This window comes from Serratia sp. YC16 (genome assembly GCF_009707615.1).
Classification (GTDB): Bacteria; Pseudomonadota; Gammaproteobacteria; order Enterobacterales; family Enterobacteriaceae; genus Serratia; species Serratia surfactantfaciens.
Genome location: NZ_WLYN01000014.1, coordinates 30,825 through 51,748, shown reverse-complemented (window position 1 = coordinate 51,748; position 20,924 = coordinate 30,825). Strand labels below are relative to the sequence as shown.

At 57.6% G+C, this 20,924-nt stretch carries 18 protein-coding genes; 8 read left to right on the top strand and 10 right to left on the bottom strand.

The genetic code is table 11. The annotated features are described in order from the left end of the window. Positions 1-23: 23 nt before the first annotated feature. Positions 24-878, top strand: coding sequence for a pantoate--beta-alanine ligase (gene panC / locus GKN89_RS22705; RefSeq protein WP_019456066.1), 855 nt, complete (start codon positions 24-26; stop codon positions 876-878). A gap of 145 nt (positions 879-1,023) precedes the next feature. After that, positions 1,024-1,404: an aspartate 1-decarboxylase gene (panD, locus tag GKN89_RS22700; protein ID WP_004937544.1), complete on the top strand. Its 381-nt coding sequence runs from the start codon at positions 1,024-1,026 to the stop codon at positions 1,402-1,404. Between the two features lie 35 nt (positions 1,405-1,439). Here the strand turns inward: panD and GKN89_RS22695 are convergent, their stop codons facing one another. From GKN89_RS22695 to GKN89_RS22685, 3 genes are all read right to left on the bottom strand, one after another. Further along, entirely contained in the window at positions 1,440-2,720 is a 1,281-nt protein-coding gene (locus GKN89_RS22695) for a polysaccharide deacetylase family protein (RefSeq protein ID WP_154747823.1), read from the bottom strand. A 177-nt stretch (positions 2,721-2,897) separates the two neighbouring features. Beyond that, positions 2,898-3,668 carry an ABC transporter permease gene (locus tag GKN89_RS22690; protein WP_019456068.1) on the bottom strand — a complete coding sequence of 257 codons (771 nt, stop codon included), beginning with the start codon at positions 3,666-3,668 and terminating at the stop codon, positions 2,898-2,900. Next, complete coding sequence (locus GKN89_RS22685) at positions 3,665-4,588, bottom strand: ABC transporter ATP-binding protein (RefSeq protein WP_015379030.1); 924 nt, start codon at positions 4,586-4,588, stop codon at positions 3,665-3,667. Before GKN89_RS22685 ends, GKN89_RS22690 begins: the two co-directional genes overlap by 4 nt. Positions 4,589-4,798: 210 nt before the next feature. Here GKN89_RS22685 and can point away from each other — a divergent pair, with 210 nt between their 5' ends. Further along, the gene (gene can, locus GKN89_RS22680) at positions 4,799-5,455 is read left to right on the top strand and encodes a carbonate dehydratase (RefSeq protein ID WP_019456069.1); all 657 of its coding nucleotides are present in this window, start codon (positions 4,799-4,801) and stop codon (positions 5,453-5,455) included. 37 nt (positions 5,456-5,492) lie between these two features. Here the strand turns inward: can and hpt are convergent, their stop codons facing one another. After that, a complete protein-coding gene (gene hpt, locus GKN89_RS22675) occupies positions 5,493-6,029 on the bottom strand; it encodes a hypoxanthine phosphoribosyltransferase (RefSeq protein ID WP_048234659.1) in 537 nt (178 codons plus the stop codon). A 98-nt stretch (positions 6,030-6,127) separates the two neighbouring features. Beyond that, positions 6,128-7,804 (bottom strand): multicopper oxidase CueO, encoded by a 1,677-nt coding sequence (gene cueO, locus GKN89_RS22670; RefSeq protein ID WP_154747822.1) that lies wholly within the window; start codon positions 7,802-7,804, stop codon positions 6,128-6,130. 217 nt (positions 7,805-8,021) lie between these two features. Between cueO and GKN89_RS22665 the strand changes: the two genes are divergently transcribed. The 3 genes from GKN89_RS22665 to speD all read left to right on the top strand — a co-directional run bounded on the left by GKN89_RS22665 (position 8,022) and on the right by speD (position 10,180). Beyond that, a complete protein-coding gene (locus GKN89_RS22665) occupies positions 8,022-8,369 on the top strand; it encodes a YacC family pilotin-like protein (RefSeq protein WP_004937515.1) in 348 nt (115 codons plus the stop codon). A gap of 125 nt (positions 8,370-8,494) precedes the next feature. After that, positions 8,495-9,358 carry a polyamine aminopropyltransferase gene (gene speE / locus GKN89_RS22660; RefSeq protein WP_154747821.1) on the top strand — a complete coding sequence of 288 codons (864 nt, stop codon included), beginning with the start codon at positions 8,495-8,497 and terminating at the stop codon, positions 9,356-9,358. Between the two features lie 27 nt (positions 9,359-9,385). After that, positions 9,386-10,180: an adenosylmethionine decarboxylase gene (gene speD / locus GKN89_RS22655; protein ID WP_126171765.1), complete on the top strand. Its 795-nt coding sequence runs from the start codon at positions 9,386-9,388 to the stop codon at positions 10,178-10,180. A 37-nt stretch (positions 10,181-10,217) separates the two neighbouring features. On the opposite strand, the gene yacL is transcribed toward speD, so the two are convergent. After that, positions 10,218-10,580 carry a protein YacL gene (yacL, locus tag GKN89_RS22650; protein ID WP_004937507.1) on the bottom strand — a complete coding sequence of 121 codons (363 nt, stop codon included), beginning with the start codon at positions 10,578-10,580 and terminating at the stop codon, positions 10,218-10,220. A gap of 468 nt (positions 10,581-11,048) precedes the next feature. Between yacL and GKN89_RS22645 the strand changes: the two genes are divergently transcribed. Further along, positions 11,049-11,339, top strand: coding sequence for a hypothetical protein (locus GKN89_RS22645; RefSeq protein WP_025160355.1), 291 nt, complete (start codon positions 11,049-11,051; stop codon positions 11,337-11,339). Positions 11,340-11,423: 84 nt separating this feature from the next. Beyond that, entirely contained in the window at positions 11,424-11,780 is a 357-nt protein-coding gene (locus tag GKN89_RS22640; protein ID WP_071532881.1) for a hypothetical protein, read from the top strand. A gap of 72 nt (positions 11,781-11,852) precedes the next feature. Here the strand turns inward: GKN89_RS22640 and acnB are convergent, their stop codons facing one another. The 4 genes from acnB to aceE form a co-directional block, all read right to left on the bottom strand. After that, positions 11,853-14,450 (bottom strand): bifunctional aconitate hydratase 2/2-methylisocitrate dehydratase, encoded by a 2,598-nt coding sequence (acnB, locus tag GKN89_RS22635; RefSeq protein ID WP_004937504.1) that lies wholly within the window; start codon positions 14,448-14,450, stop codon positions 11,853-11,855. 514 nt (positions 14,451-14,964) lie between these two features. Beyond that, the gene (gene lpdA, locus GKN89_RS22630; protein WP_004937500.1) at positions 14,965-16,389 is read right to left on the bottom strand and encodes a dihydrolipoyl dehydrogenase; all 1,425 of its coding nucleotides are present in this window, start codon (positions 16,387-16,389) and stop codon (positions 14,965-14,967) included. Positions 16,390-16,622: 233 nt separating this feature from the next. Further along, positions 16,623-18,206: a pyruvate dehydrogenase complex dihydrolipoyllysine-residue acetyltransferase gene (gene aceF, locus GKN89_RS22625; protein WP_154747820.1), complete on the bottom strand. Its 1,584-nt coding sequence runs from the start codon at positions 18,204-18,206 to the stop codon at positions 16,623-16,625. Between the two features lie 13 nt (positions 18,207-18,219). Next, positions 18,220-20,883 carry a pyruvate dehydrogenase (acetyl-transferring), homodimeric type gene (aceE, locus tag GKN89_RS22620; protein ID WP_063919683.1) on the bottom strand — a complete coding sequence of 888 codons (2,664 nt, stop codon included), beginning with the start codon at positions 20,881-20,883 and terminating at the stop codon, positions 18,220-18,222. Positions 20,884-20,924: the final 41 nt, after the last annotated feature.

Sequence of the window (20,924 nt, the reverse complement as noted above, 5' to 3'; positions counted from 1 at the left end):
GCGATGGTTCCAGGAGTCACCCAATGATTATTATCGAAACCCTGCCGATGCTGCGCCAGCAGATCCGCCGCTGGCGCCAGGAAGGCAAACGCATCGCGCTGGTGCCGACCATGGGCAACCTGCACGACGGCCACATGACGCTGGTCGATGAAGCGCGCGCCCGTGCCGACGTGGTAGTGGTGAGCATCTTCGTCAACCCGATGCAGTTCGAGCGACCGGACGATCTGGCGCGCTACCCGCGCACGCTGCAGGAAGACAGCGAGAAGCTGACCCGCCGCGGCGTCGATCTGGTGTTCGCGCCGGCCCCGGCCGCGGTCTATCCGCAGGGGCTGGAGCAGCAGACCTACGTCGACGTGCCGGGCATCTCCACCATCCTGGAAGGCGCCAGCCGGCCGGGCCACTTCCGCGGCGTTTCCACCATCGTCAGCAAGCTGTTCAACCTGGTGCAACCTGATTTGGCCTGTTTCGGCGAGAAGGATTACCAACAGCTGGCGCTGATCCGCAAAATGGTGGCGGACATGGGTTACGACATCGACATCGTCGGCGTGCCGACCGTACGCGCCAAAGACGGCCTGGCCCTCAGTTCGCGCAACGGTTACCTGACCGCCGAAGAGCGCAAGATCGCGCCGCAGCTGAGCAAGATCATGAACGCGCTGGCGCAACAGCTGGCCAATGGCGAACGCCATGTCGAAGAACTGCTGGAGCAGACTGCCGAGCAGCTGCGCGCCGCCGGCTTTACGCCGGATGAGCTATTCATTCGCGACGCCGACAGTCTGCAGCCGCTGACGGTGGACAGCCAACGGGCGGTGGTGCTGATGGCCGCCTGGTTGGGCAAGGCGCGTCTTATCGACAACCAGCAAGTCGATCTGACGCTGTAAGCCATTTTTTATACTGTCGTCACCCTGAAGCCAAGACCATTGGTAGACAATCGCGGGGCAATCGGTGACGATAGAGATTGCAGGGATGCAGGAGAGATGTTCAACCCCAGCGCCTGTGAAGGCCGATATTCAGTTAGGTAAAGCTATGATACGTACTATGCTGCAAGGCAAGCTGCATCGCGTCAAAGTCACTCAGGCTGACTTGCACTATGAAGGGTCCTGCGCCATCGACCAGGATTTCCTGGAGGCCGCCGGCATTCTGGAATATGAAGCGATCGACATCTACAACGTGGATAACGGCCAGCGCTTCTCCACCTACGCCATCGCCGCCGAGCGCGGTTCGCGCATCATTTCGGTCAACGGCGCCGCCGCGCGCTGCGCCTGCGTGGGCGACAAGCTGATCATCTGCTCCTATGTGCAGATGACCGACGCCGACGCTCGCCAACATCACCCGAAAGTCGCCTATTTCGAAGGTGACAACAACCTGCAGCGCAAGGCGAAAGCCGTGCCGGTTCAGGTCGCCTGACAATAAAAACGGGCGCCTTGCGCGCCCGTTCTCCCTTACTGCACCACCACCGTGCCCGGCTTGTTGGCTATTCGATCCGCCATGGTCTGGATCGAATCGGTGCGCAGAATATACAGCCGCTTCAGCGTATAGGGATTATCCCCCGGCTTCACCTTGCCCTGCACCGTGGTCACCGCCATATGGAAGCCGGCATCCTGCGCCGCCTGAATCGCCCGCTGATTGTAGCCGCCGAACGGATAAGACAGATACAGCACGTGCGGATTGAACTGCGACAGCGCGCGGCGTGAACGCTCAAAATCTAACTCGATATTGTGCAGCGAGCGGCTCAGCAAAATCGGCTGGCGATTGCCGTCGGTGCGGTGCAGGAAGTGGGTATGCGACTGTACGTCGAACACATCCTGAATCTGCTTCAGCTCCGAGATGCTCATAAACTGCAGCGAGTCCGGGTTCCATTTTTGCGGGTGGCGCTTGATGCGCGAAGAGATGATGAACGCCGTCGCGCGGAAACCGTAATCCTTCAATACCGGATAAGCGTAGCGATAAACCGATTTCAGCCCGTCGTCGAAGGTCAGCACGATCGCCTTGCCCGGCAGGTTGATCTGGTTCTTCAGGTAGGCTTCCAACTGATACAGCGAAATGGTGTCGTAGCCCGCCTGTTTCAGGTAGGTCATCTGGTTGCTGAACGCCGCGTCTGAGGTGGTGGTCGACGTGTGGCGGAAGCGCTTGTTCTCTTCGTTTTTCAGCAGGTGGTGGTAAGTCAGCACCGGTATGCCGTTATCGATCTCGCAGTCCAGTTCATTGACGAACCCCAGCCGATCGCCGATGTTGACCTCGTACCAGGTGTTGTTAAGCCGATCCTTCAGCTTGCCGATGATCGGGTAACGCAGGTTGCCTTCCAGCGTGCCAAAGACCTCGCTCTCTTTGTCCGCCGCAGTGTAAACGTCGATCGCCTTTTGGGTGATCAAATTCTGGTTGGTCAGCGGCTTGTTCAGTTCGCCCAGATCGTCTTGCACCTTGCGCGACTTCTTCAGCTCACGCACGTCATCTTTATCGATAAAGCCGGTGCCGTGCCCGAATTTGAATTCGTAGTATTCCGCATCTGCCGGGAACACCTGGATCAGCTGCCCGCGTTTCACTTCCCCTACCGGGATCACATGTTCGCCCACCAACGCATAAACTTCGCTGTCGCGTTGCGCTTCCATGTATTCAGATTTAACCGCGCTGTCTTCCGACAGCAAATTCGCCAGGCTCACAGGGGAAACCAACGACATCAGAATGCCGAGTAACCCAGCCGCTAACTTGTATTGAGGCCGCATGATGATGTTCTGCTTACGAGTGCGTAATGACAAAAGTGAAGGAAATGTGGAGCGCCAGCATAGCACGATTTGAACAACGGGGAACTAACGGTTATTTGAGCAATTCTATTGATTTACGCGCCGTCTGCGCCAGATCAAGGAAAGCGCCCCCGCCGGGAAAGCGAGGGCGCGCCGGGATCAGCTGCGCAGGCCGCGGCCGCGCTCGATCAGGTACCAGGACGCCAGGTAGAACACCGCGATAAACGCCACCAGCACCGCCATGGTGAAGACCAGCGGCACGTCGTTAACGCCGAGAAAACCGTAGCGGAAACCGCTGATCATATAGACGATCGGGTTCAGCTTGGACACCGCCTGCCAGAATGGCGGCAGCAGCGACAGCGAGTAGAACACCCCGCCCAGGTAGGTCAGCGGCGTCAGCACGAAGGTCGGGATCAGACTGATGTCGTCGAAGGTGGTGGCGAACACCGCGTTGATCAGCCCCGCCAGCGAGAACAGGATCGCCGTCAGCAGCAGCGTCAGCGCAATCACCCACCAGGCGTGCACCTGGAGCGGTACGAAGAACAGCGAGATGATGGTCACCAGCACACCGACGCAGATGCCGCGCGCCACGCCGCCGCCGACATAACCGGCGATCACCACGTGGGTCGGCACCGGCGCCACCAGCAGTTCCTCAATGTTGCGCTGGAACTTGGCGCTGAAGAACGACGAGGCGACGTTGGCGTAGGAGTTGGTGATCACCGCCATCATGATAAGGCCGGGCACGATGAACTGCATGTAGCTGAAGCCGTGCATATCGCCGATGCGCGAACCTATCAGGTTGCCGAAGATGATGAAGTACAGCGTCATGGTAATCACCGGCGGCACCAGGGTCTGGATCCAGATGCGCGCGAAGCGGTTCACCTCTTTGGCCCAGATGCTCTGCAAGGCCACCCAATACAAACGCGTCATGCTTTCTCTCCATTGCCGTTAACCAGGGTGACAAACAGCTCTTCCAGGCGATTCGCCTTGTTGCGCATGCTCAGCACCTGCACGCCCTGCGCGCTCAGCTGGGCGAACAGGCCGTTCAGCCCCTGCTCGCGCATCACTTCCACTTCCAGCGTCGAGGTATCCGTCAGGCGGCTATGATAACCGTCCAGCTTCGGCAGCGGGCTTTTCGCCGCCAGATCGAGGATGAAGGTTTCCGACTTCAGTTTGGCCAGCAGCCCCTTCATCGACGTGTTTTCCACCAGCTCTCCGTTCTGGATGATGCCGATGTTGCGGCACAGCATTTCCGCCTCTTCCAGATAGTGGGTGGTGAGGATGATGGTAGTGCCCTGGGCGTTCAGCTCTTTCAGGAAGCCCCACATTGAGCGGCGCAGCTCGATATCCACCCCGGCGGTCGGTTCATCGAGGATCAGCAGCTTCGGCTGATGCATCAGCGCGCGGGCGATCATCAGGCGGCGCTTCATGCCGCCGGACAGCATGCGGGCGCGCTCGTTGCGCTTGCCCCACAGGTCCAGCTGATTGAGGTATTTTTCGGCGCGGGCCATCGCTTCACGCCGCGTGACGCCGTAGTAACCCGCCTGGTTCACCACGATCTGCAACACGGTCTCGAACGGGTTGAAGTTGAACTCCTGCGGCACCAGGCCGAGCTGGCGCTTGGCGTTGACGATGTCTTTATCGATGTCGTAACCGAACACCCGCACGCTGCCGGCGGTTTTGTTCACCAGCGAGCTGATGATGCCGATGGTGGTGGATTTTCCGGCGCCGTTGGGCCCCAGCAGGGCATAAAAATCCCCCGCTTCGACGCTCAGGTCGATGCCGCGCAGCGCCTTGACGCCACCGGCGTAAGTCTTGGTCAGCTGCGCTAATTCCAGTGCATAATTCATATGTAAAATAGTACCTTATGACGATGAGTATGCCGCCGCGCCCCTGTTTGCGAGGCTTGAGACAATAACAATAATCCTAGCATTAGCGGCGTTTTCACTGAGTCGAATCCGTGCGGAAAATGAGGTTGCGCCACTGTTCCGATTTCCAAATTGTGACGCTTACCCTATATTACCCCAACGCAATCTGTTCGTTACGAGTCAATAACCTCCATGAAAGAAATCGAAGAGCTTATCGCCAACAACCAGGCTTGGTCGGCCAGCATCAGCCAGGAAGACCCGGAATTTTTTGAACGTTTAGCCCAGGCGCAAAAGCCCCGTTTCTTATGGATTGGTTGCTCTGACAGCCGCGTTCCCGCAGAACGCCTGACCGGTCTTGAGCCGGGTGAACTGTTCGTCCACCGCAACGTAGCGAACCTCGTTATCCATACCGATCTTAACTGCCTGTCGGTGGTGCAGTATGCGGTAGATGTGCTGGAAGTCGAACACATCATCATCTGCGGCCACCTGGGTTGCGGCGGCGTACAGGCGGCGGTGGAAAACCCGGAGCTGGGTTTGATCGACAACTGGCTGCTGCACATTCGCGATCTGTGGTACAAGCACAGCTCGCTGCTGGGCGAGCTGCCGCCGGAACAGCGTTTCGACATGCTGTGCGAGATCAACGTCATTGAGCAGGTATACAACCTGGGCCACTCCACCATCATGCAGTCCGCCTGGAAGCGCGGTCAGAAGGTGATGATCCACGGCTGGGTATACGGCATTCAGGACGGCCGTCTGCGCGATATGGAAGTGCTGGCGACCAGCCGCGAGAGCCTGGAGATGGGCTACCGCAAAGCGATAGCCAAACTGAAGCAGGATAAAGGCGTATAACCCCGCTGCGGGCGCGGTTTGCCGCGCCCCACATCGATCACTCGTCCAGCAGCACCACTTTGCCGACGTACGGCAGGTGACGATAGCGCTGAGCGTAGTCGATGCCATACCCCACCACGAACTCATCCGGGATCGAGAAGCCGACATATTCGACCGGCACCTGCACTTCACGGCGCTCAGGTTTGTCCAACAGGGTGCAAATCGCCAGCGATTTCGGCCCGCGCAGCGCCAAAATCTCGCGCACCTTGTTCAGCGTATTGCCGGAATCGATGATGTCTTCCACGATCAGCACGTCTTTGCCACGAATGTCTTCGTCCAGATCCTTGAGGATCTTCACGTCGCGGGTGGTGGACATGCCGCTGCCGTAGCTGGAGGCGGTCATAAAGTCGACTTCGTGCGGCACGTCGATCGCGCGGCACAGATCGGCCATGAACATGAAGGAGCCGCGCAGCAGCCCGACCAGCACCATGTCACTGCCGCTGTCGCGGTAATGTTCGGTGATCTGGCGGCCAAGTTCGGCGATACGGGTCTTAACTTCCTGCTCGGAAATCATTACGTCTACAGTGTGTTTCATAGTATTCAGGTCAGTTGCCGGAAGAAAGGCGCAGAGTTTAGCATAGCCTTTCGCCGGTGGCGACGCGAGCGCACCGCCACCTGAGCGCCGGACCGCGATCAATCGGCGACGGTGAAGCCCATCATCATGCCGGTATCTTCGTGCTCCAGCAGGTGGCAGTGGGCCATATACGCATGTTCGCTGCTGGCCGGATGGTCGAAACGCACCAGCACTTCGCTGCGCCATCCTTCGACGCGCACCGTGTCCTTCCAGCCACTGCGGTGCGCCGCCGGCGGTTTGCCGTTTTCCGACAAGATGCGGAACTGAGTGCCGTGAATATGGAACGGGTGCAGCATCATGTCGCCCTCGCCGGAAATGGTCCATTTTTCATACTGGCCCCGTTTGGCGGCGAACATCGGCTTGGCCATATCGAAGGCCTTGCCGTTGATCATGTTGCCATGGCTGAAATCGAACGGTTTGGCTTTGCCCTGCGCACCACCGTGATCCATACCGGCCATCTTGCCATGATCCATGCCTTTCATGTTGCCCATGTTGCCATGGTCCATGTTCTGCATGCCGCCCTTTTCCATACCCGGCATGTTGCCGTGGTCCATGCCTTTCATGTCTGTGCCGCCCATCGCGCCGTGATCCATGCTCATGCCGGCCATCGCCTGGTGGCCATAGCGATCCATCAACGCCTGCATGCCCAGCATATCCAGCTGCGGATCCATCATCAGCTGTAGCCAGCGCTCCTGGATGCCGGCGGTGGCAGGCAATGTCGGCAGCTTCACCAGGCTGTCCGGCATGGTTTTGACGCCCTGCGCCAACGATGGCTGAATGCGCAACACCGGCAGCGCTTGATCGAACGGCGCCAGCGTCATGCCCATCTGCTTAACCGGCAGCGTCACGATATCGAACGCTTTCCCGTCGGAAGCATCGACCAGCACTTCAAAGCGTTCGCCCATCAACATCGGCAACTCGGTCAGTTTCACCGGCTCCGCCAGGAAACCGCCGTCGCTGGCGATGACGAACAGCGGACGATTGTCGCTGGCCGCCAGATTCAACGAACGGGCGTTGCAGCCGTTAAGGAAACGCAGACGCAGCCAACCGCGCGGCGCCAGATGCTGCGGATACTGCGCGCCGTTGGTGAACATGCGATCGCCAAACCAGCCCACCGCCGCGCTCATTACGTCCAGGCGGTATTCGATCTGCGCGTCTTTGCCCAACCGCTTATCCTGCAGGATCACCGGAATATCATCCTGCCCCCAGGTTTTCGGCAGCGGCAGTTTGGCGCTTTCTTCATCTTCCAGCAGCACCAGCCCCGCCAGCCCCATCATCACCTGGCTGCCGGTTTTACCGTGGGTATGCGGGTGGAACCAACAGGTGGCCGCCGGCTGTTCGACGGTGAAATTCACCGTGCGCGTCGCGCCGGGATGGATCAGCGCCTGCGGGCCGCCATCGACATCGCCGGGAATTTCCAGACCGTGCCAGTGGACGGTGCTGGCCTCCGCCAGGCGGTTTTTGATATCGACCGTCACCGGTTGGCCCCGCTGCAGTTTCACCGCCGGCCCGAGCAACGCGCCGTTGAATCCCCAGGTTTTGGTCGCGGCACCGGGCACCCAGCGGGTTTCCCCCGCCTGCAGCGCCAGCGCAATCTTTCCCTGCGCGTCCGGCGTCAACAGCGGCGGCACCGGTAAAGACGGCCGATCGGCCGCCCAGGCGGCCCGGCTCCATAACGGCAGTGCGCTCGCAGCGCCCAGCGCGGCGGTTAATTTAATAAAATCACGGCGTAACATCGCTGACTCCCTTTTCCCAGTGACATAGCTCAATGCCGCCAGCCTAAACCTTCCCCTTGGCGGAAGGTCAAGCCTTTCCTGGCGGTATTTTAAGCTATGCCTCACAATCAAGAGAGTGCGACTGGCGAACGTGACGCTGGCCCGCCGGTAATAAAATTTGGTGCCTTTACAGGCAAGTGTGGTAACGTCTGCAGACGACAAACAGGTCTATTTCATGATGAAAAAAACAACGTTATCGATGCTGCTGCTGGCGATGCTGGGCTTCTCCAACGCCAGTCTGGCGCTGAATGAATCCGAGGCGGAAGATCTGGCCGATCTGACGGCGGTATTTATTTATTTGAAAAATGATTGCGGCTACAACGATTTGCCAAACGCGCAAATCAAACGCGCCATCGTCTATTTCGCGCAACAAAATCGCTGGGATCTGAGCAACTACAACAGCTTTAACATGAAGGCGCTGGGCGAAGACAGCTATCGCGATCTCAGCGGCATCGCCATTCCAACGCCTAAAAAGTGCAAATCGCTGGCGCGCGACTCTTTGAGCCTGCTGGCTTACGCCAATTAATTCCTCCCCCTTCTCCCGTCCGCCTTCCGCTCCCTCTGTCTGAAATTCAACCGTGCATCGCCAGGCAGAGTTAGCTATTATGTTGCGCCGATTTTTCATGGCTGTTATTACGGAGTTTCCCGCACATGACCCAGAAAGAAATTTGGTACGAAACGCTGCATACGGGCTTCGGCCAGTACTTCTCGGTAGAGAAGGTACTGTACCGCGAGAAGACCGATCATCAGGATCTGGTGATCTTCGAGAACCCGGTGCTGGGGCGCGTGATGGCGCTCGACGGCGTGGTGCAAACCACCGAGCGTGACGAGTTCATCTATCACGAAATGCTGACCCATGTGCCGCTGCTGGCGCACGGCGCGGCGAAGAAAGTGCTGATCATCGGCGGCGGCGACGGCGGCATGCTGCGTGAAGTCAGCCGGCACCCCGGCGTGGAGCAGATCACCATGGTCGAGATCGACGCCGGTGTCGTCGAATTCTGCCGCCAGTACCTGCCCAACCACAGCGCCGGTGCCTATGACGATCCGCGTTTCAAACTGGTGATCGACGACGGCGTCAATTTCGTGAATCAAACCGACGAAACATTCGATGTGATCATTTCCGACTGCACCGATCCGATCGGCCCCGGCGAAAGCCTGTTCACCTCGGCGTTTTATGAAGGCTGCGCCCGCTGCCTGAATGAGGGCGGCATTTTCGTCGCGCAAAACGGCGTCTGTTTCCTGCAGCAGGACGAGGCGGTCAACAGCCACGCCAAACTGAGCCGCTATTTTACCGACGTCAGCTTCTATCAGGCAGCGATCCCGACCTATTACGGCGGCATCATGACCTTCGCCTGGGCGAGCCAGAATCCGGCGCTGCGCCAGCTCGGTCTACCTGCCTTGCAACAGCGCTTTAACCAAAGCGGCCTGCACTGCCGTTACTACAACCCGGCAATTCACGTCGGCAGTTTTGCCCTGCCGCAATATTTGCTCAATGCCCTGAACGTAACACGTTAAGCGAGAAGATAAAGGAGGTGACCCAAATTGCATAAGCTAAAACTGCACGGCTTCAACAACCTGACCAAGAGCCTGAGTTTTTGTATTTACGATATTTGTTACGCCAAGACCGCAGACGATCGCGACGGCTATATCGCCTACATTGACGAACAATATAATGCCAACCGGCTGACCGAGATCCTGAGCGAAACCTGCTCGATCATCGGCGCCAATATTCTGAATATCGCGCGCCAGGACTACGATCCGCAGGGCGCCAGCGTCACCATCCTGGTCAGCGAAGAACCGATCGACCCGAAAGACGTCGATACGTCGGAACACCCCGGCCCACTGCCGAATACGGTCGTCGCGCACCTGGACAAGAGCCATATCTGCGTGCACACCTACCCGGAAAGCCACCCGGAAGGCGGGCTTTGCACCTTCCGCGCCGATATCGAGGTTTCGACCTGCGGCGTCATTTCGCCCCTCAAGGCGCTGAACTACTTAATTCACCAGTTGGAATCCGACATCGTCACCATGGACTATCGCGTGCGCGGTTTTACCCGCGACGTGAACGGCGTGAAACATTACATCGATCATGAGATCAATTCGATTCAGAACTTTATGTCGGAAGACATCAAAGCGCTGTACCACATGATGGACGTGAACGTTTATCAGGAAAATATCTTCCATACCAAGATGTTGCTGAAAGACTTCGATCTGAAGCACTACCTGTTTAACGCAGAACCGGAAGCGTTGAGCGCCGCCGAGCGCAAACAGATCACCGATCTGTTGTGGAAAGAGATGCAGGAAATCTATTACGGCCGCAATATCCCGCATCTGTGATGGAAGGGGCGCGACGCGGTGCGCCGCGCCCCGATGCTTAATACTTCAGCATGAAAGAACGATAGGCCTTCAACACCAGCAGGAAATCCTCAACGCCGCAGAATGAGAGGCTTTCTTCGTCGTAGTAATTCATCCCCTCTTCCATTTCATCGCCTTCGAACTCCAGCTGATTGGCGCGGATCATCACCTCTTCACCATCCATCAACAGCGTATATTCATGGCCTTCCAACTGCCATTGACGCTCGCTGCCTTTTACCTCGGCCGCACCGGCTTCAATGCGGTCCAGCAGGTTGAAATCGCCTTTGACTTCTTCGTTGATCCAGTGGCCAATCGCTTCATGCCCCATCGAAAATCTGACGATCACCTGACCGGTAACGTCACGCAGAAATTCGTAATCCATAGCATGCCCTCCTGAGCCCTTTTTCTTAGTGTAAACATAAATTGATTGCTAACTCAGTGAGCGCTCGCAAAGTTGGCAACTCGGCAAAATAAAACCTCGGCGGCGCGCAATATAGCGGCTTGCGGCGGTGATGGGAAGACGCCGGATGCGATCTATCAAGGAAAGGGAAATGAATACATCATCGCCGTGCGGCGCAGGCTCGCCATGCGGAAAGTGTGCCGAGCGTCGGCAGATAACAGGCTATTTATTTGAATCATGTAGAGACCGTGAAGATGTATGTCATGATTTTATCAGATTAATTATTTCCATTTAAAATAAACAAGTTACCAATTAATGATGCGAGGAGGCTTGATTGACATCTCCTCAATATCGATTAGCTTTTAAATAAAGGAGCTTGAATTGTGTTCACTAGCGGCCAGAGGTGTCCTCACCTCCTTCATACCTATCACCACGATCAGGATGTGTGCCATGAAATACATAATCTCCATTATCGCACTGAGCGTAATGTTCTCTGCATCGGCGTTCGCCGCCAAGCAAATCACGCTTGAAGAATCAGCCAATTACACCAAACTTGGCGATCTCTCCGTTCAACAGACCGGCCTGCCTACCGTCGGCCATAAATACATTTCCGCAGCCGTTGATAAAAAATGTAATGAACTCAGTGGGCTGGACGGGAAGGACTGCTTCTATCGCATCGTCTCCGCCAGCGGACAAGAGAGCGACCACAAAGACATCCATGTAGAGATATTTAAAAAATAGCCCATGCAGCCGCGTGCCGACCTCGTCTCGCCACCGTGAAGATGTCGCCGGATGCAGACCATTTCCTGTATCAGGAGATTGAAAATGAACGCTATTTTATCGAAATATCCTATGTTGTTGCTGGCGTGTTTGCTGCTGTTGCCCACGACCAGAGCGGCCGCAGACGTCATCGTCAATATCGGCCCGGAACCCGCTTGCCCCTATGGCTACTACGATTATGCGCCTTACTATTGCGCCCCTTACGGCTATTACGGCCCCGATTGGTTTATCGGCGGCAGATTTATCGGCGCAGGGCCCTGGTTCCACGGTCCACGAGAATTTCGCGGCCATGTGGATAACCGCTTCGATCCCAAACACGGCTACCGAGGCGCATTTCCGGAGCGTGGAGATGTCCCCTTCAACCATTTTAGGGGCAACGAGATGCGCAATGGGCGTGGCTAACCGTATGAATATCTGGATGAAAAAAATGGGGCCCTTAATGGGCCCCATCGTTTGATTTAATGCCAATCCGAATTAAACCGCGGTTTGGAAGATCACGCCGTCGGCTTTTTCGGTGTACTGCCCCAGTTGGTCAAAGTTCAGGTAGCGGTAGGTATCCGCCGCCGTCTTGTCAACCTGCGCCATATAGGTCTGGTACTCGTCCGGCGTCGGCAGGCGGCCCAGCAGGGACGCAACCGCAGCCAGTTCGGCAGAGGCCAGATAGACGTTGGCGCCGGTGCCCAGACGGTTCGGGAAGTTACGGGTCGAGGTGGAAACCACCGTCGCGCCGTCCGCTACGCGCGCCTGGTTGCCCATGCACAGCGAGCAGCCCGGGATCTCGATACGCGCGCCGCTCTTGCCGAAGACGCTGTAATAGCCCTCTTCGGTCAGCTGAGCCGCGTCCATCTTGGTTGGCGGCGCCACCCACAGACGGGTCGGCAACTGCCCCTTGTGCTGATCCAGCAGCTTGCCGGCAGCGCGGAAGTGGCCGATGTTGGTCATGCAAGAACCGATGAACACTTCATCGATTTTGCTGTTGGCCACGTCGGACAGCAGGCGTGCATCGTCAGGATCGTTCGGCGCACACAGGATCGGCTCTTTGATCTCGTTCAGATCGATGTCGATCACCGCCGCATATTCAGCATCCGCATCGCCTTCCAGCAACTGTGGATCCGCCAGCCATTTCTCCATGCCCTGAATACGGCGCTCCAGCGTACGGCGATCGCCGTAGCCTTCGGAGATCATCCACTTCAGCAGCACGATGTTGGAGTTCAGGTACTCTTCGATCGGCGCCTTGTCCAGCTTGATGGTACAACCGGCGGCGGAACGTTCGGCGGACGCATCGGTCAGCTCAAACGCCTGCTCGACCTTCAGATCCGGCAGGCCTTCGATCTCCAGAATGCGGCCGGAGAAGATGTTTTTCTTGCCCTTCTTCTCGACGGTCAGCAGACCCTGCTGGATCGCGTAGTAAGGGATGGCATGCACCAGATCGCGCAGGGTGATGCCCGGCTGCATTTTGCCTTTGAAGCGCACCAGCACCGACTCAGGCATATCCAGCGGCATGACGCCGGTCGCGGCGGCAAACGCCACCAGGCCGGAACCGGCCGGGAAGGAAATGCCGATCGGGAAACGGGTGTGGGAATCGCCGCCGGTGCCGACGGTGTCAGGCAGCAGCATGCGGTTCAGCCAGGAGTGGATCACGCCGTCGCCCGGACGCAGCGAGACGCCGCCACGGTTCATGATGAAGTCAGGCAGCGTGTGGTGCGTGGTCACATCAACCGGTTTCGGGTATGCGGCGGTATGGCAGAACGACTGCATGACCAGATCGGCGGAGAAACCGAGGCAGGCCAGGTCTTTCAGCTCATCGCGGGTCATCGGGCCGGTGGTGTCCTGAGAACCGACGGAGGTCATCTTCGGTTCGCAGTATTCGCCAGGGCGAATGCCGGCGACGCCGCAGGCGCGGCCCACCATTTTCTGCGCCAGCGAGAAGCCTTTGCTGCTGGCGGCAACCGGTTTGGCGATGCGGAACACGTCGCTGTGCGGCAGGCCCAGCGCTTCGCGCGCCTTGGTGGTCAGGCCGCGACCGATGATCAGCGGGATGCGGCCGCCGGCGCGCACTTCATCCAGCAGCACGTCGGTTTTCAGCTCGAAGTTGGCGATCAGCGCGCCGGTCTCGTGGTTGCGCACTTCACCTTTGTACGGGTAAACGTCGATCACGTCGCCCATGTTCAGCTCGGACACGTCCACTTCGATCGGCAATGCGCCGGCATCTTCCATGGTATTGAAGAAGATTGGCGCAATCTTGCCGCCCAGCACCACGCCGCCGCCGCGCTTGTTCGGCACGTGCGGGATGTCGTCGCCCATAAACCACAGCACGGAGTTGGTGGCGGATTTACGGGAAGAACCGGTGCCGACCACGTCGCCGACGTAGGCCAGCGGGAAGCCTTTCTTGTTCAGCAGCTCGATCTGTTTGATCGGGCCAACGCTGCCCGGCTGATCCGGCACGATGCCTTCACGTTCGTTTTTCAGCATCGCCAGCGCGTGCAGCGGGATATCCGGGCGCGACCAGGCGTCCGGCGCCGGAGAAAGGTCGTCGGTGTTGGTTTCGCCGGTGACTTTGAACACGGTGACGGTGATCTTTTCCGCCAGTTCAGGGCGCGACAGGTACCATTCGGCGTCTGCCCAGGACTGCATGATCTGCTTGGCGTGCGGATTGCCGGCCTTCGCCTTCTCTTCCACATCGTAGAAGTTGTCGAACATCAGCAGCGTGTGGGACAGCGCTTTGGCGGCGATCGGCGCCAGCTTTTCGTTGTCCAGCGCTTCAATCAGCGGATGAATGTTATAGCCACCTTGCATGGTGCCTAACAGTTCAATCGCTTTCTCGGGGGTAACCAGGGGGGATGTCGCTTCACCTTTGGCGATGGCCGCCAGGAAACCTGCTTTGACGTAGGCGGCTTCATCGACGCCCGGTGGAACACGGTTAATCAGCAGGTCTAACAGGAATTCTTCTTCGCCTTTTGGCGGATTCTTCAGTAGTTCGACCAGCGCGGCCATTTGGGTGGCGTCTAGCGGCTTAGGGGCGATGCCCTCAGCAGCACGCTCGGCTACGTGCTTACGGTATTCTTCTAGCACGACGTTCTCCTCGCTCTCATTGTCATTTATTGTGCCTGGCGTATATGCAAACCGGGTTTATACCCTTGGGTTTCACACTGTGGCTAGGCGATCGGCCCGTAAAGTCCCCGAAACGGTGATTGGGGTAAACAAGCACGGTCAAACAGCGTTGCAGCATGAAAGACTGATGGGTAGAGCGCACGGCGATATTGATGCCATCTATCCTGACGGGGCACTGCTGTCGATGTCCTGGACTGTAAGGTACAGTGCCCGGTTCCGCTCAGCCAGCATATCAGGATTTGAAACGGTTGTTAATTCGTTCACATAAAAGCAACATTAAATCTTTGCTGAATCGTTGAGCGCAGCGTAATCGGCTGCCGGACTAGCAGGGCATTATATCCATAGAGTTAGAATGGATATAAGCATGGGGATCGGAATTTGGCGCAGCGGCCACAAAAAAACCGCTCCCTGAATCTGAGCCCAAAAAAACGGCCCCTTTTCAGGAGCCGCTTGTTAACCGGTCAAGCCAGCAGAATTACTTCTTCTTGGCTTTCGGGTTAGGCAGGTCGGTGATGCTGCCTTCATAGATTTCCGCCGCCAGACCCACGGATTCGTGCAGGGTCGGGTGAGCGTGGATGGTCAGCGCGATGTCTTCCGCGTCGCAGCCCATCTCGATAGCCAGACCGATTTCACCCAGCAGCTCGCCGCCGTTGGTGCCGACAATCGCGCCACCGATGATGCGGTGAGTTTCTTTGTCGAAGATCAGTTTGGTCATGCCGTCTGCACAGTCGGAAGCGATCGCACGGCCGGAAGCCGCCCACGGGAAGGTGGAGGTTTCGTAGCTGATGCCTTTCTCTTTCGCTTCTTTCTCGGTCAGACCCACCCATGCCACTTCCGGCTCGGTGTAAGCGATGGATGGGATCACTTTCGGGTCGAAGTAGTGCTTCATGCCGGCGATGACTTCCGCGGCAACGTGGCCTTCGTGCACGCCTTTGTGCGCCAGCATCGGCTGACCGACGATGTCGCCGATAGCGAAGATGTGCGGCACGTTGGTGCGCAGCTGTTTGTCGACGTTGATGAAGCCACGCTCGTCAACTTCAACACCGGCTTTGCCGGCATCCAGCAGTTTGCCGTTCGGCACGCGGCCGATCGCCACCAGCACCGCGTCGTAACGCTGTGGTTCTGCCGGCGCTTTTTTACCTTCCATCGTGACGTAGATGCCGTCTTCTTTGGCTTCTACCGCGGTCACTTTGGTTTCCAGCATCAGGTTGAACTGCTTGCTGATGCGCTTGGTGAAGACTTTCACCACGTCTTTATCTGCAGCCGGGATAACCTGATCGAACATTTCAACCACGTCGATCTGTGAACCCAGCGCATGGTATACGGTGCCCATTTCCAGGCCGATGATGCCGCCGCCCATAACCAGCAGACGCTCTGGGACGGTTTTCAGTTCCAGCGCATCGGTAGAATCCCACACGCGTGGATCTTCATGAGGAATGAATGGCAGTTGGATCGGACGAGAACCTGCAGCGATGATGGCGTTGTCGAAGTTGATGGTGGTTGGGCCGTTTTCGCCTTCCACAACCAGGGTGTTAGCGCCGGTGAACTTGCCCAGGCCGTTGACCACTTTCACTTTACGGCCTTTCGCCATGCCAGCCAGACCGCCGGTCAGCTGAGTGATGACTTTTTCTTTCCAGACGCGCACTTTATCGATGTCGGTTTTCGGCTCGCCGAAAACGATGCCGTGTTCGGCCAGCGCTTTGGCTTCTTCGATCACTTTGGCAACGTGCAGCAGTGCTTTGGAAGGGATACATCCCACGTTCAGGCAAACCCCGCCCAGAGTGGAATAACGTTCAACCAGAACGGTTTCAAGACCTAAGTCAGCGCAACGAAAGGCTGCAGAGTAACCTGCCGGGCCCGCCCCAAGTACCACGACCTGAGTTTTAATTTCAGTACTCATCATGACCTCTTAATTGATTGTCCGGCGGGTCAGACGTCATTTTTATTGCTAATCGATCTCATAACGCCCTTCATCCACCGGGACGCTTACACCGCGAGCAGTTTACAGAATTGTTAATAATCTGCAAAGCGTGTTCGAGTGACCCGTGTCTCAACAATTTTGTCGAGTAATGCAAAATCCGACAAAACTGCTACAGAATCGTCAGGGGCGCAGCATGCTGCGCCCCTTTTGCATTACATCACCAGACGGCGAATGTCGGACAACATGTTGTTGATGATGGTGATGAAGCGCGCACCATCGGCACCGTCGATAACGCGGTGGTCGAAGGACAGCGACATCGGCATCATCAGGCGCGGCATGAACTCTTTACCGTTCCAGACCGGCTCCATCGCAGACTTGGAGACGCCCAGGATTGCCACTTCCGGCGCATTGACGATCGGCGCGAAGTGAGTCGTCCCGATACCGCCCAGGCTGGAGATGGTGAAGCAACCGCCCTGCATCTCGCCCGCGGTCAGCTTGCCGTCGCGCGCTTTCTTGGAGATGGCCATCAGTTCGCGAGACAGCTCGGTGATGCTCTTCTTGTTCACGTCCTTGAACACCGGAACCACCAGGCCGTTCGGGGTATCTACCGCCACGCCGATGTTGATGTATTTCTTCAGCGTCAGCTTCTGGCCATCTTCGGACAGCGAGCTGTTGAAGCGCGGCATCTGCTCCAGAGCGGCGGCGACGGCTTTCATGATGAACACGACAGGCGTGAACTTCACGTCCAGCTTGCGCTTGGCCGCTTCTTCGTTCTGCTGCTTGCGGAACGCTTCCAGATCGGTGATGTCGGTTTTGTCGAAGTGAGTCACGTGCGGGATCATCACCCAGTTGCGGCTCAGGTTCGCGCCAGAGATTTTCTGGATGCGGCCCATTTCGACTTCTTCGATCTCGCCGAACTTGCTGAAGTCCACTTTCGGCCATGGCAGCATGCCCGGCAGACCGCCGCCGGCAGCAGCCGGGGCCGCTTCGGCGCGTTTCACCGCGTCTTTCACGTAAGTCTGAACGTCTTCGCGCAGGATGCGGCCTTTACGACCGGTGCCTTTCACTTTCGCCAGGTTAACGCCGAACTCACGCGCCAGACGACGAATGACCGGGGTCGCGTGCACGTAGGCCGCGTTCTCGGCGAACTCGCCCTTGTCGTCAGCTTTCGCAGCTGGTGCGGCGGCTTTAGCGGCGGCCGGAGCCGGCGCAGCTTCCGCTTTAGCAGCTGGAGCGGCGGCAGCGGCTGGCGCAGCGCCTTCCACTTCGAACACCATGATCAGGGAGCCGGTTTTCACTTTGTCGCCGGTCGCGATCTTGATCTCTTTCACGGTGCCCGCGAACGGCGCAGGGACTTCCATGGAAGCCTTGTCGCCTTCAACGGTGATCAGGGACTGCTCGGCTTCCACCTTGTCGCCCACTTTCACCAGGATCTCGGTCACTTCAACTTCGTCGGCGCCGATGTCCGGCACGGCAACGTCTTTGGCCGCAGCGGCAGCCGGGGCAGCTGCTGCCGCCGCCGGTTTTTCTTCCGCTTTCGCCGCCGGTGCAGCTTCCGCTGCGCCTGCCGCTTCGAAGATCATGATCAGTTTGCCGGTTTCAGTTTTATCGCCGACCGCCACTTTGATCTCTTTCACCACGCCCGCCTGCGGGGATGGCACTTCCATGGAAGCCTTGTCGCCCTCCACGGTGATCAGCGATTGTTCCGCTTCAACTTTATCGCCGACCTTCACCAGAATCTCGGTGATTTCGACTTCATCTGCACCGATGTCCGGTACGTTGATTTCGATAGACATTATTCAGTACCTCTTAGGCCAGACGCGGGTTAACTTTTTCTGGGTTGATGTTGAATTTCTTGATTGCATCAGCAACCACAGAAGCTTCGATCTCACCGCGTTTAGCCAGTTCGCCCAGAGCAGCAACCACCACGTAAGACGCATCGACTTCGAAGTGGTGACGCAGGTTTTCGCGGCTGTCCGAACGACCGAAGCCGTCGGTGCCCAGTACGCGATAATCGCTGGCCGGCACATAAGTACGAACCTGCTCGGCGAACAGTTTCATGTAGTCGGTAGAGGCTACCGCCGGCGCGTCGCTCATCACCTGAGCGATGTAAGGCACGCGTGGCGTTTCGGTTGGGTGCAGCATGTTCCAGCGCTCGCAGTCCTGGCCGTCGCGCGCCAGTTCGGTGAACGAGGTCACGCTGTAGGTGTCGGAACCCACGCCGTAGTCCTTCGCCAGGATCTGCGCAGCTTCACGCACGTGGCGCAGGATGGCCCCGGAGCCCAGCAGCTGTACTTTGCCTTTGCTGCCTTCCAGCGTTTCCAGCTTGTAGATACCCTTGCGAATACCCTCTTCCGCACCCTGCGGCATCGCAGGCATGTGGTAGTTTTCGTTCAGCGTGGTCAGGTAGTAGTACACGTTTTCTGGGTTGTCGCCATACATGCGCACCAGACCGTCGTGCATGATTACCGCTACTTCGTACGCGTAAGCCGGATCGTAAGAGATGCAGTTAGGGATGGTCAGAGACTGAATGTGGCTGTGGCCATCTTCGTGCTGCAGACCTTCGCCGTTCAGGGTAGTACGGCCCGACGTCCCGCCGATCAGGAAGCCGCGCGCCTGTTGGTCGCCTGCTGCCCAGCACAGGTCGCCGATACGTTGGAAACCGAACATCGAGTAGTAGATGTAGAACGGAATCATCGGCAGATCGTTGGTGCTGTAGGAAGTCGCTGCGGCCAGCCAGGAAGAAGCTGCGCCCAGTTCGTTGATGCCTTCCTGCAGGATTTGGCCTTTCTCGTCTTCTTTGTAGTAAGCAACCTGCTCACGGTCCTGCGGAGTGTACTGCTGGCCGTTCGGGCTGTAGATACCGATCTGACGGAACAGACCTTCCATACCGAAGGTACGCGCTTCGTCAGCGATGATTGGCACCAGGCGATCTTTGATCGACTTGTTCTTCAGCATCACGTTCAGGGCACGCACGAAGGCGATAGTGGTGGAGATCTCTTTGTTCTGCTCTTCCAGCAGCGAGCTGAAATCTTCCAGCGCCGGCATTTCCAGCTTCTGGGTGAACTCCGGCAGACGAGTCGGCACGTAGCCTTTCAGCGCCTGGCGACGTTCGTGCAAGTATTTGTACTCTTCGGAATCTTTCTCGAAGGTGATGTACGGCAGTTTTTCGATGTCAGCATCGGCAACCGGCACGTTGAAACGATCGCGGAAGTGGTGAACCCCTTCCATGTTCATTTTCTTCACCTGGTGAGCGATGTTTTTACCTTCCGCGGTTTCACCCATGCCGTAACCTTTGATGGTGTGGGCCAGGATAACGGTCGGTTTGCCTTTGGTGTCCTGCGCTTTTTTCAGTGCAGCGAAGATTTTCTTCGGATCGTGACCACCACGGTTCAGCGCCCAGATTTCGTCGTCGGTCATGTCTTTGACCAGCGCAGCGGTTTCCGGGTAGCGGCCGAAGAAGTGCTCGCGCACGTAAGCGCCGTCTTTGGATTTGAAGGTCTGGTAGTCGCCGTCCAGGGTCTCGTTCATCAGCTGAACCAGTTTACCGCTGGTGTCTTTACGCAGCAGCTCGTCCCAACGGCCGCCCCAGATCACTTTCAGCACCTGCCAGCCTGCGCCGGAGAAGATGCCTTCCAGTTCGTTGATGATCTTGCCGTTACCGGTGACCGGGCCGTCCAGACGCTGCAGGTTGCAGTTGATGACGAACACCAGGTTGTCCAGCTTCTCGCGGGTCGCGATGGTGATAGCGCCTTTGGATTCCGGCTCATCCATCTCGCCGTCGCCCAGGAAGGCGTAAACGGTTTGATCAGAGGTGTCTTTCAAGCCACGGTGTTCCAGGTATTTCAGGAACTTCGCCTGATAGATGGCGCTGATTGGGCCCAGGCCCATGGAAACGGTCGGGAACTGCCAGAATTCCGGCATCAGCTTAGGATGCGGGTAAGACGACAGGCCGTTGCCATGCACTTCCTGACGGAAGTTGTTCATTTGTTCTTCGGTCAGGCGGCCTTCAAGGAAGGCACGCGCGTAAACGCCCGGAGAGATGTGGCCCTGGAAGTACACCAGGTCGCCGCCGTCTTTCTCGTTGCGTGCGCGGAAGAAGTGGTTAAAGCAGACTTCATAGAAGGTCGCGGAAGACTGGAAGGAAGCCATGTGGCCGCCCAGCTCCAGGTCTTTTTTGGATGCGCGCAGAACGGTCATGACCGCGTTCCAACGGATCGCTGAACGAATGCGGCGCTCCAGATCCAGGTTGCCCGGGTAAGCCGGTTCGTCTTCGACCGCGATGGTGTTGACGTAGTTGTGCGCTGCAGCACCGGCCGCAACGTTAACGCCGCCTTTGCGGGCTTCTCCCAATACCTGATCAATCAGAAACTGAGCTCGCTCAACACCCTCTTCACGGATGACCGATTCGATCGCCTGCAGCCAGTCGCGGGTTTCGATCGGATCCACGTCATTGTTTAAACGTTCTGACATGGTGGTATTCCTTATCTGTCTAATGGTTTGTTTGGAGCCTG

Excerpts from the sequence above, each read along its gene's own strand:
- panC (WP_019456066.1), top strand. The coding sequence starts at position 24 with ATGATTATTATCGAAACCCTGCCGATGCTGCGCCAGCAGATCCGCCGC.
- panD (WP_004937544.1), top strand. The coding sequence starts at position 1,024 with ATGATACGTACTATGCTGCAAGGCAAGCTGCATCGCGTCAAAGTCACT.
- GKN89_RS22695 (WP_154747823.1), bottom strand. The coding sequence starts at position 2,720 with ATGCGGCCTCAATACAAGTTAGCGGCTGGGTTACTCGGCATTCTGATG.
- GKN89_RS22690 (WP_019456068.1), bottom strand. The coding sequence starts at position 3,668 with ATGACGCGTTTGTATTGGGTGGCCTTGCAGAGCATCTGGGCCAAAGAG.
- GKN89_RS22685 (WP_015379030.1), bottom strand. The coding sequence starts at position 4,588 with ATGAATTATGCACTGGAATTAGCGCAGCTGACCAAGACTTACGCCGGT.
- can (WP_019456069.1), top strand. The coding sequence starts at position 4,799 with ATGAAAGAAATCGAAGAGCTTATCGCCAACAACCAGGCTTGGTCGGCC.
- hpt (WP_048234659.1), bottom strand. The coding sequence starts at position 6,029 with ATGAAACACACTGTAGACGTAATGATTTCCGAGCAGGAAGTTAAGACC.
- cueO (WP_154747822.1), bottom strand. The coding sequence starts at position 7,804 with ATGTTACGCCGTGATTTTATTAAATTAACCGCCGCGCTGGGCGCTGCG.
- GKN89_RS22665 (WP_004937515.1), top strand. The coding sequence starts at position 8,022 with ATGAAAAAAACAACGTTATCGATGCTGCTGCTGGCGATGCTGGGCTTC.
- speE (WP_154747821.1), top strand. The coding sequence starts at position 8,495 with ATGACCCAGAAAGAAATTTGGTACGAAACGCTGCATACGGGCTTCGGC.
- yacL (WP_004937507.1), bottom strand. The coding sequence starts at position 10,580 with ATGGATTACGAATTTCTGCGTGACGTTACCGGTCAGGTGATCGTCAGA.
- GKN89_RS22645 (WP_025160355.1), top strand. The coding sequence starts at position 11,049 with ATGAAATACATAATCTCCATTATCGCACTGAGCGTAATGTTCTCTGCA.
- GKN89_RS22640 (WP_071532881.1), top strand. The coding sequence starts at position 11,424 with ATGAACGCTATTTTATCGAAATATCCTATGTTGTTGCTGGCGTGTTTG.
- lpdA (WP_004937500.1), bottom strand. The coding sequence starts at position 16,389 with ATGAGTACTGAAATTAAAACTCAGGTCGTGGTACTTGGGGCGGGCCCG.
- aceF (WP_154747820.1), bottom strand. The coding sequence starts at position 18,206 with ATGTCTATCGAAATCAACGTACCGGACATCGGTGCAGATGAAGTCGAA.
- aceE (WP_063919683.1), bottom strand. The coding sequence starts at position 20,883 with ATGTCAGAACGTTTAAACAATGACGTGGATCCGATCGAAACCCGCGAC.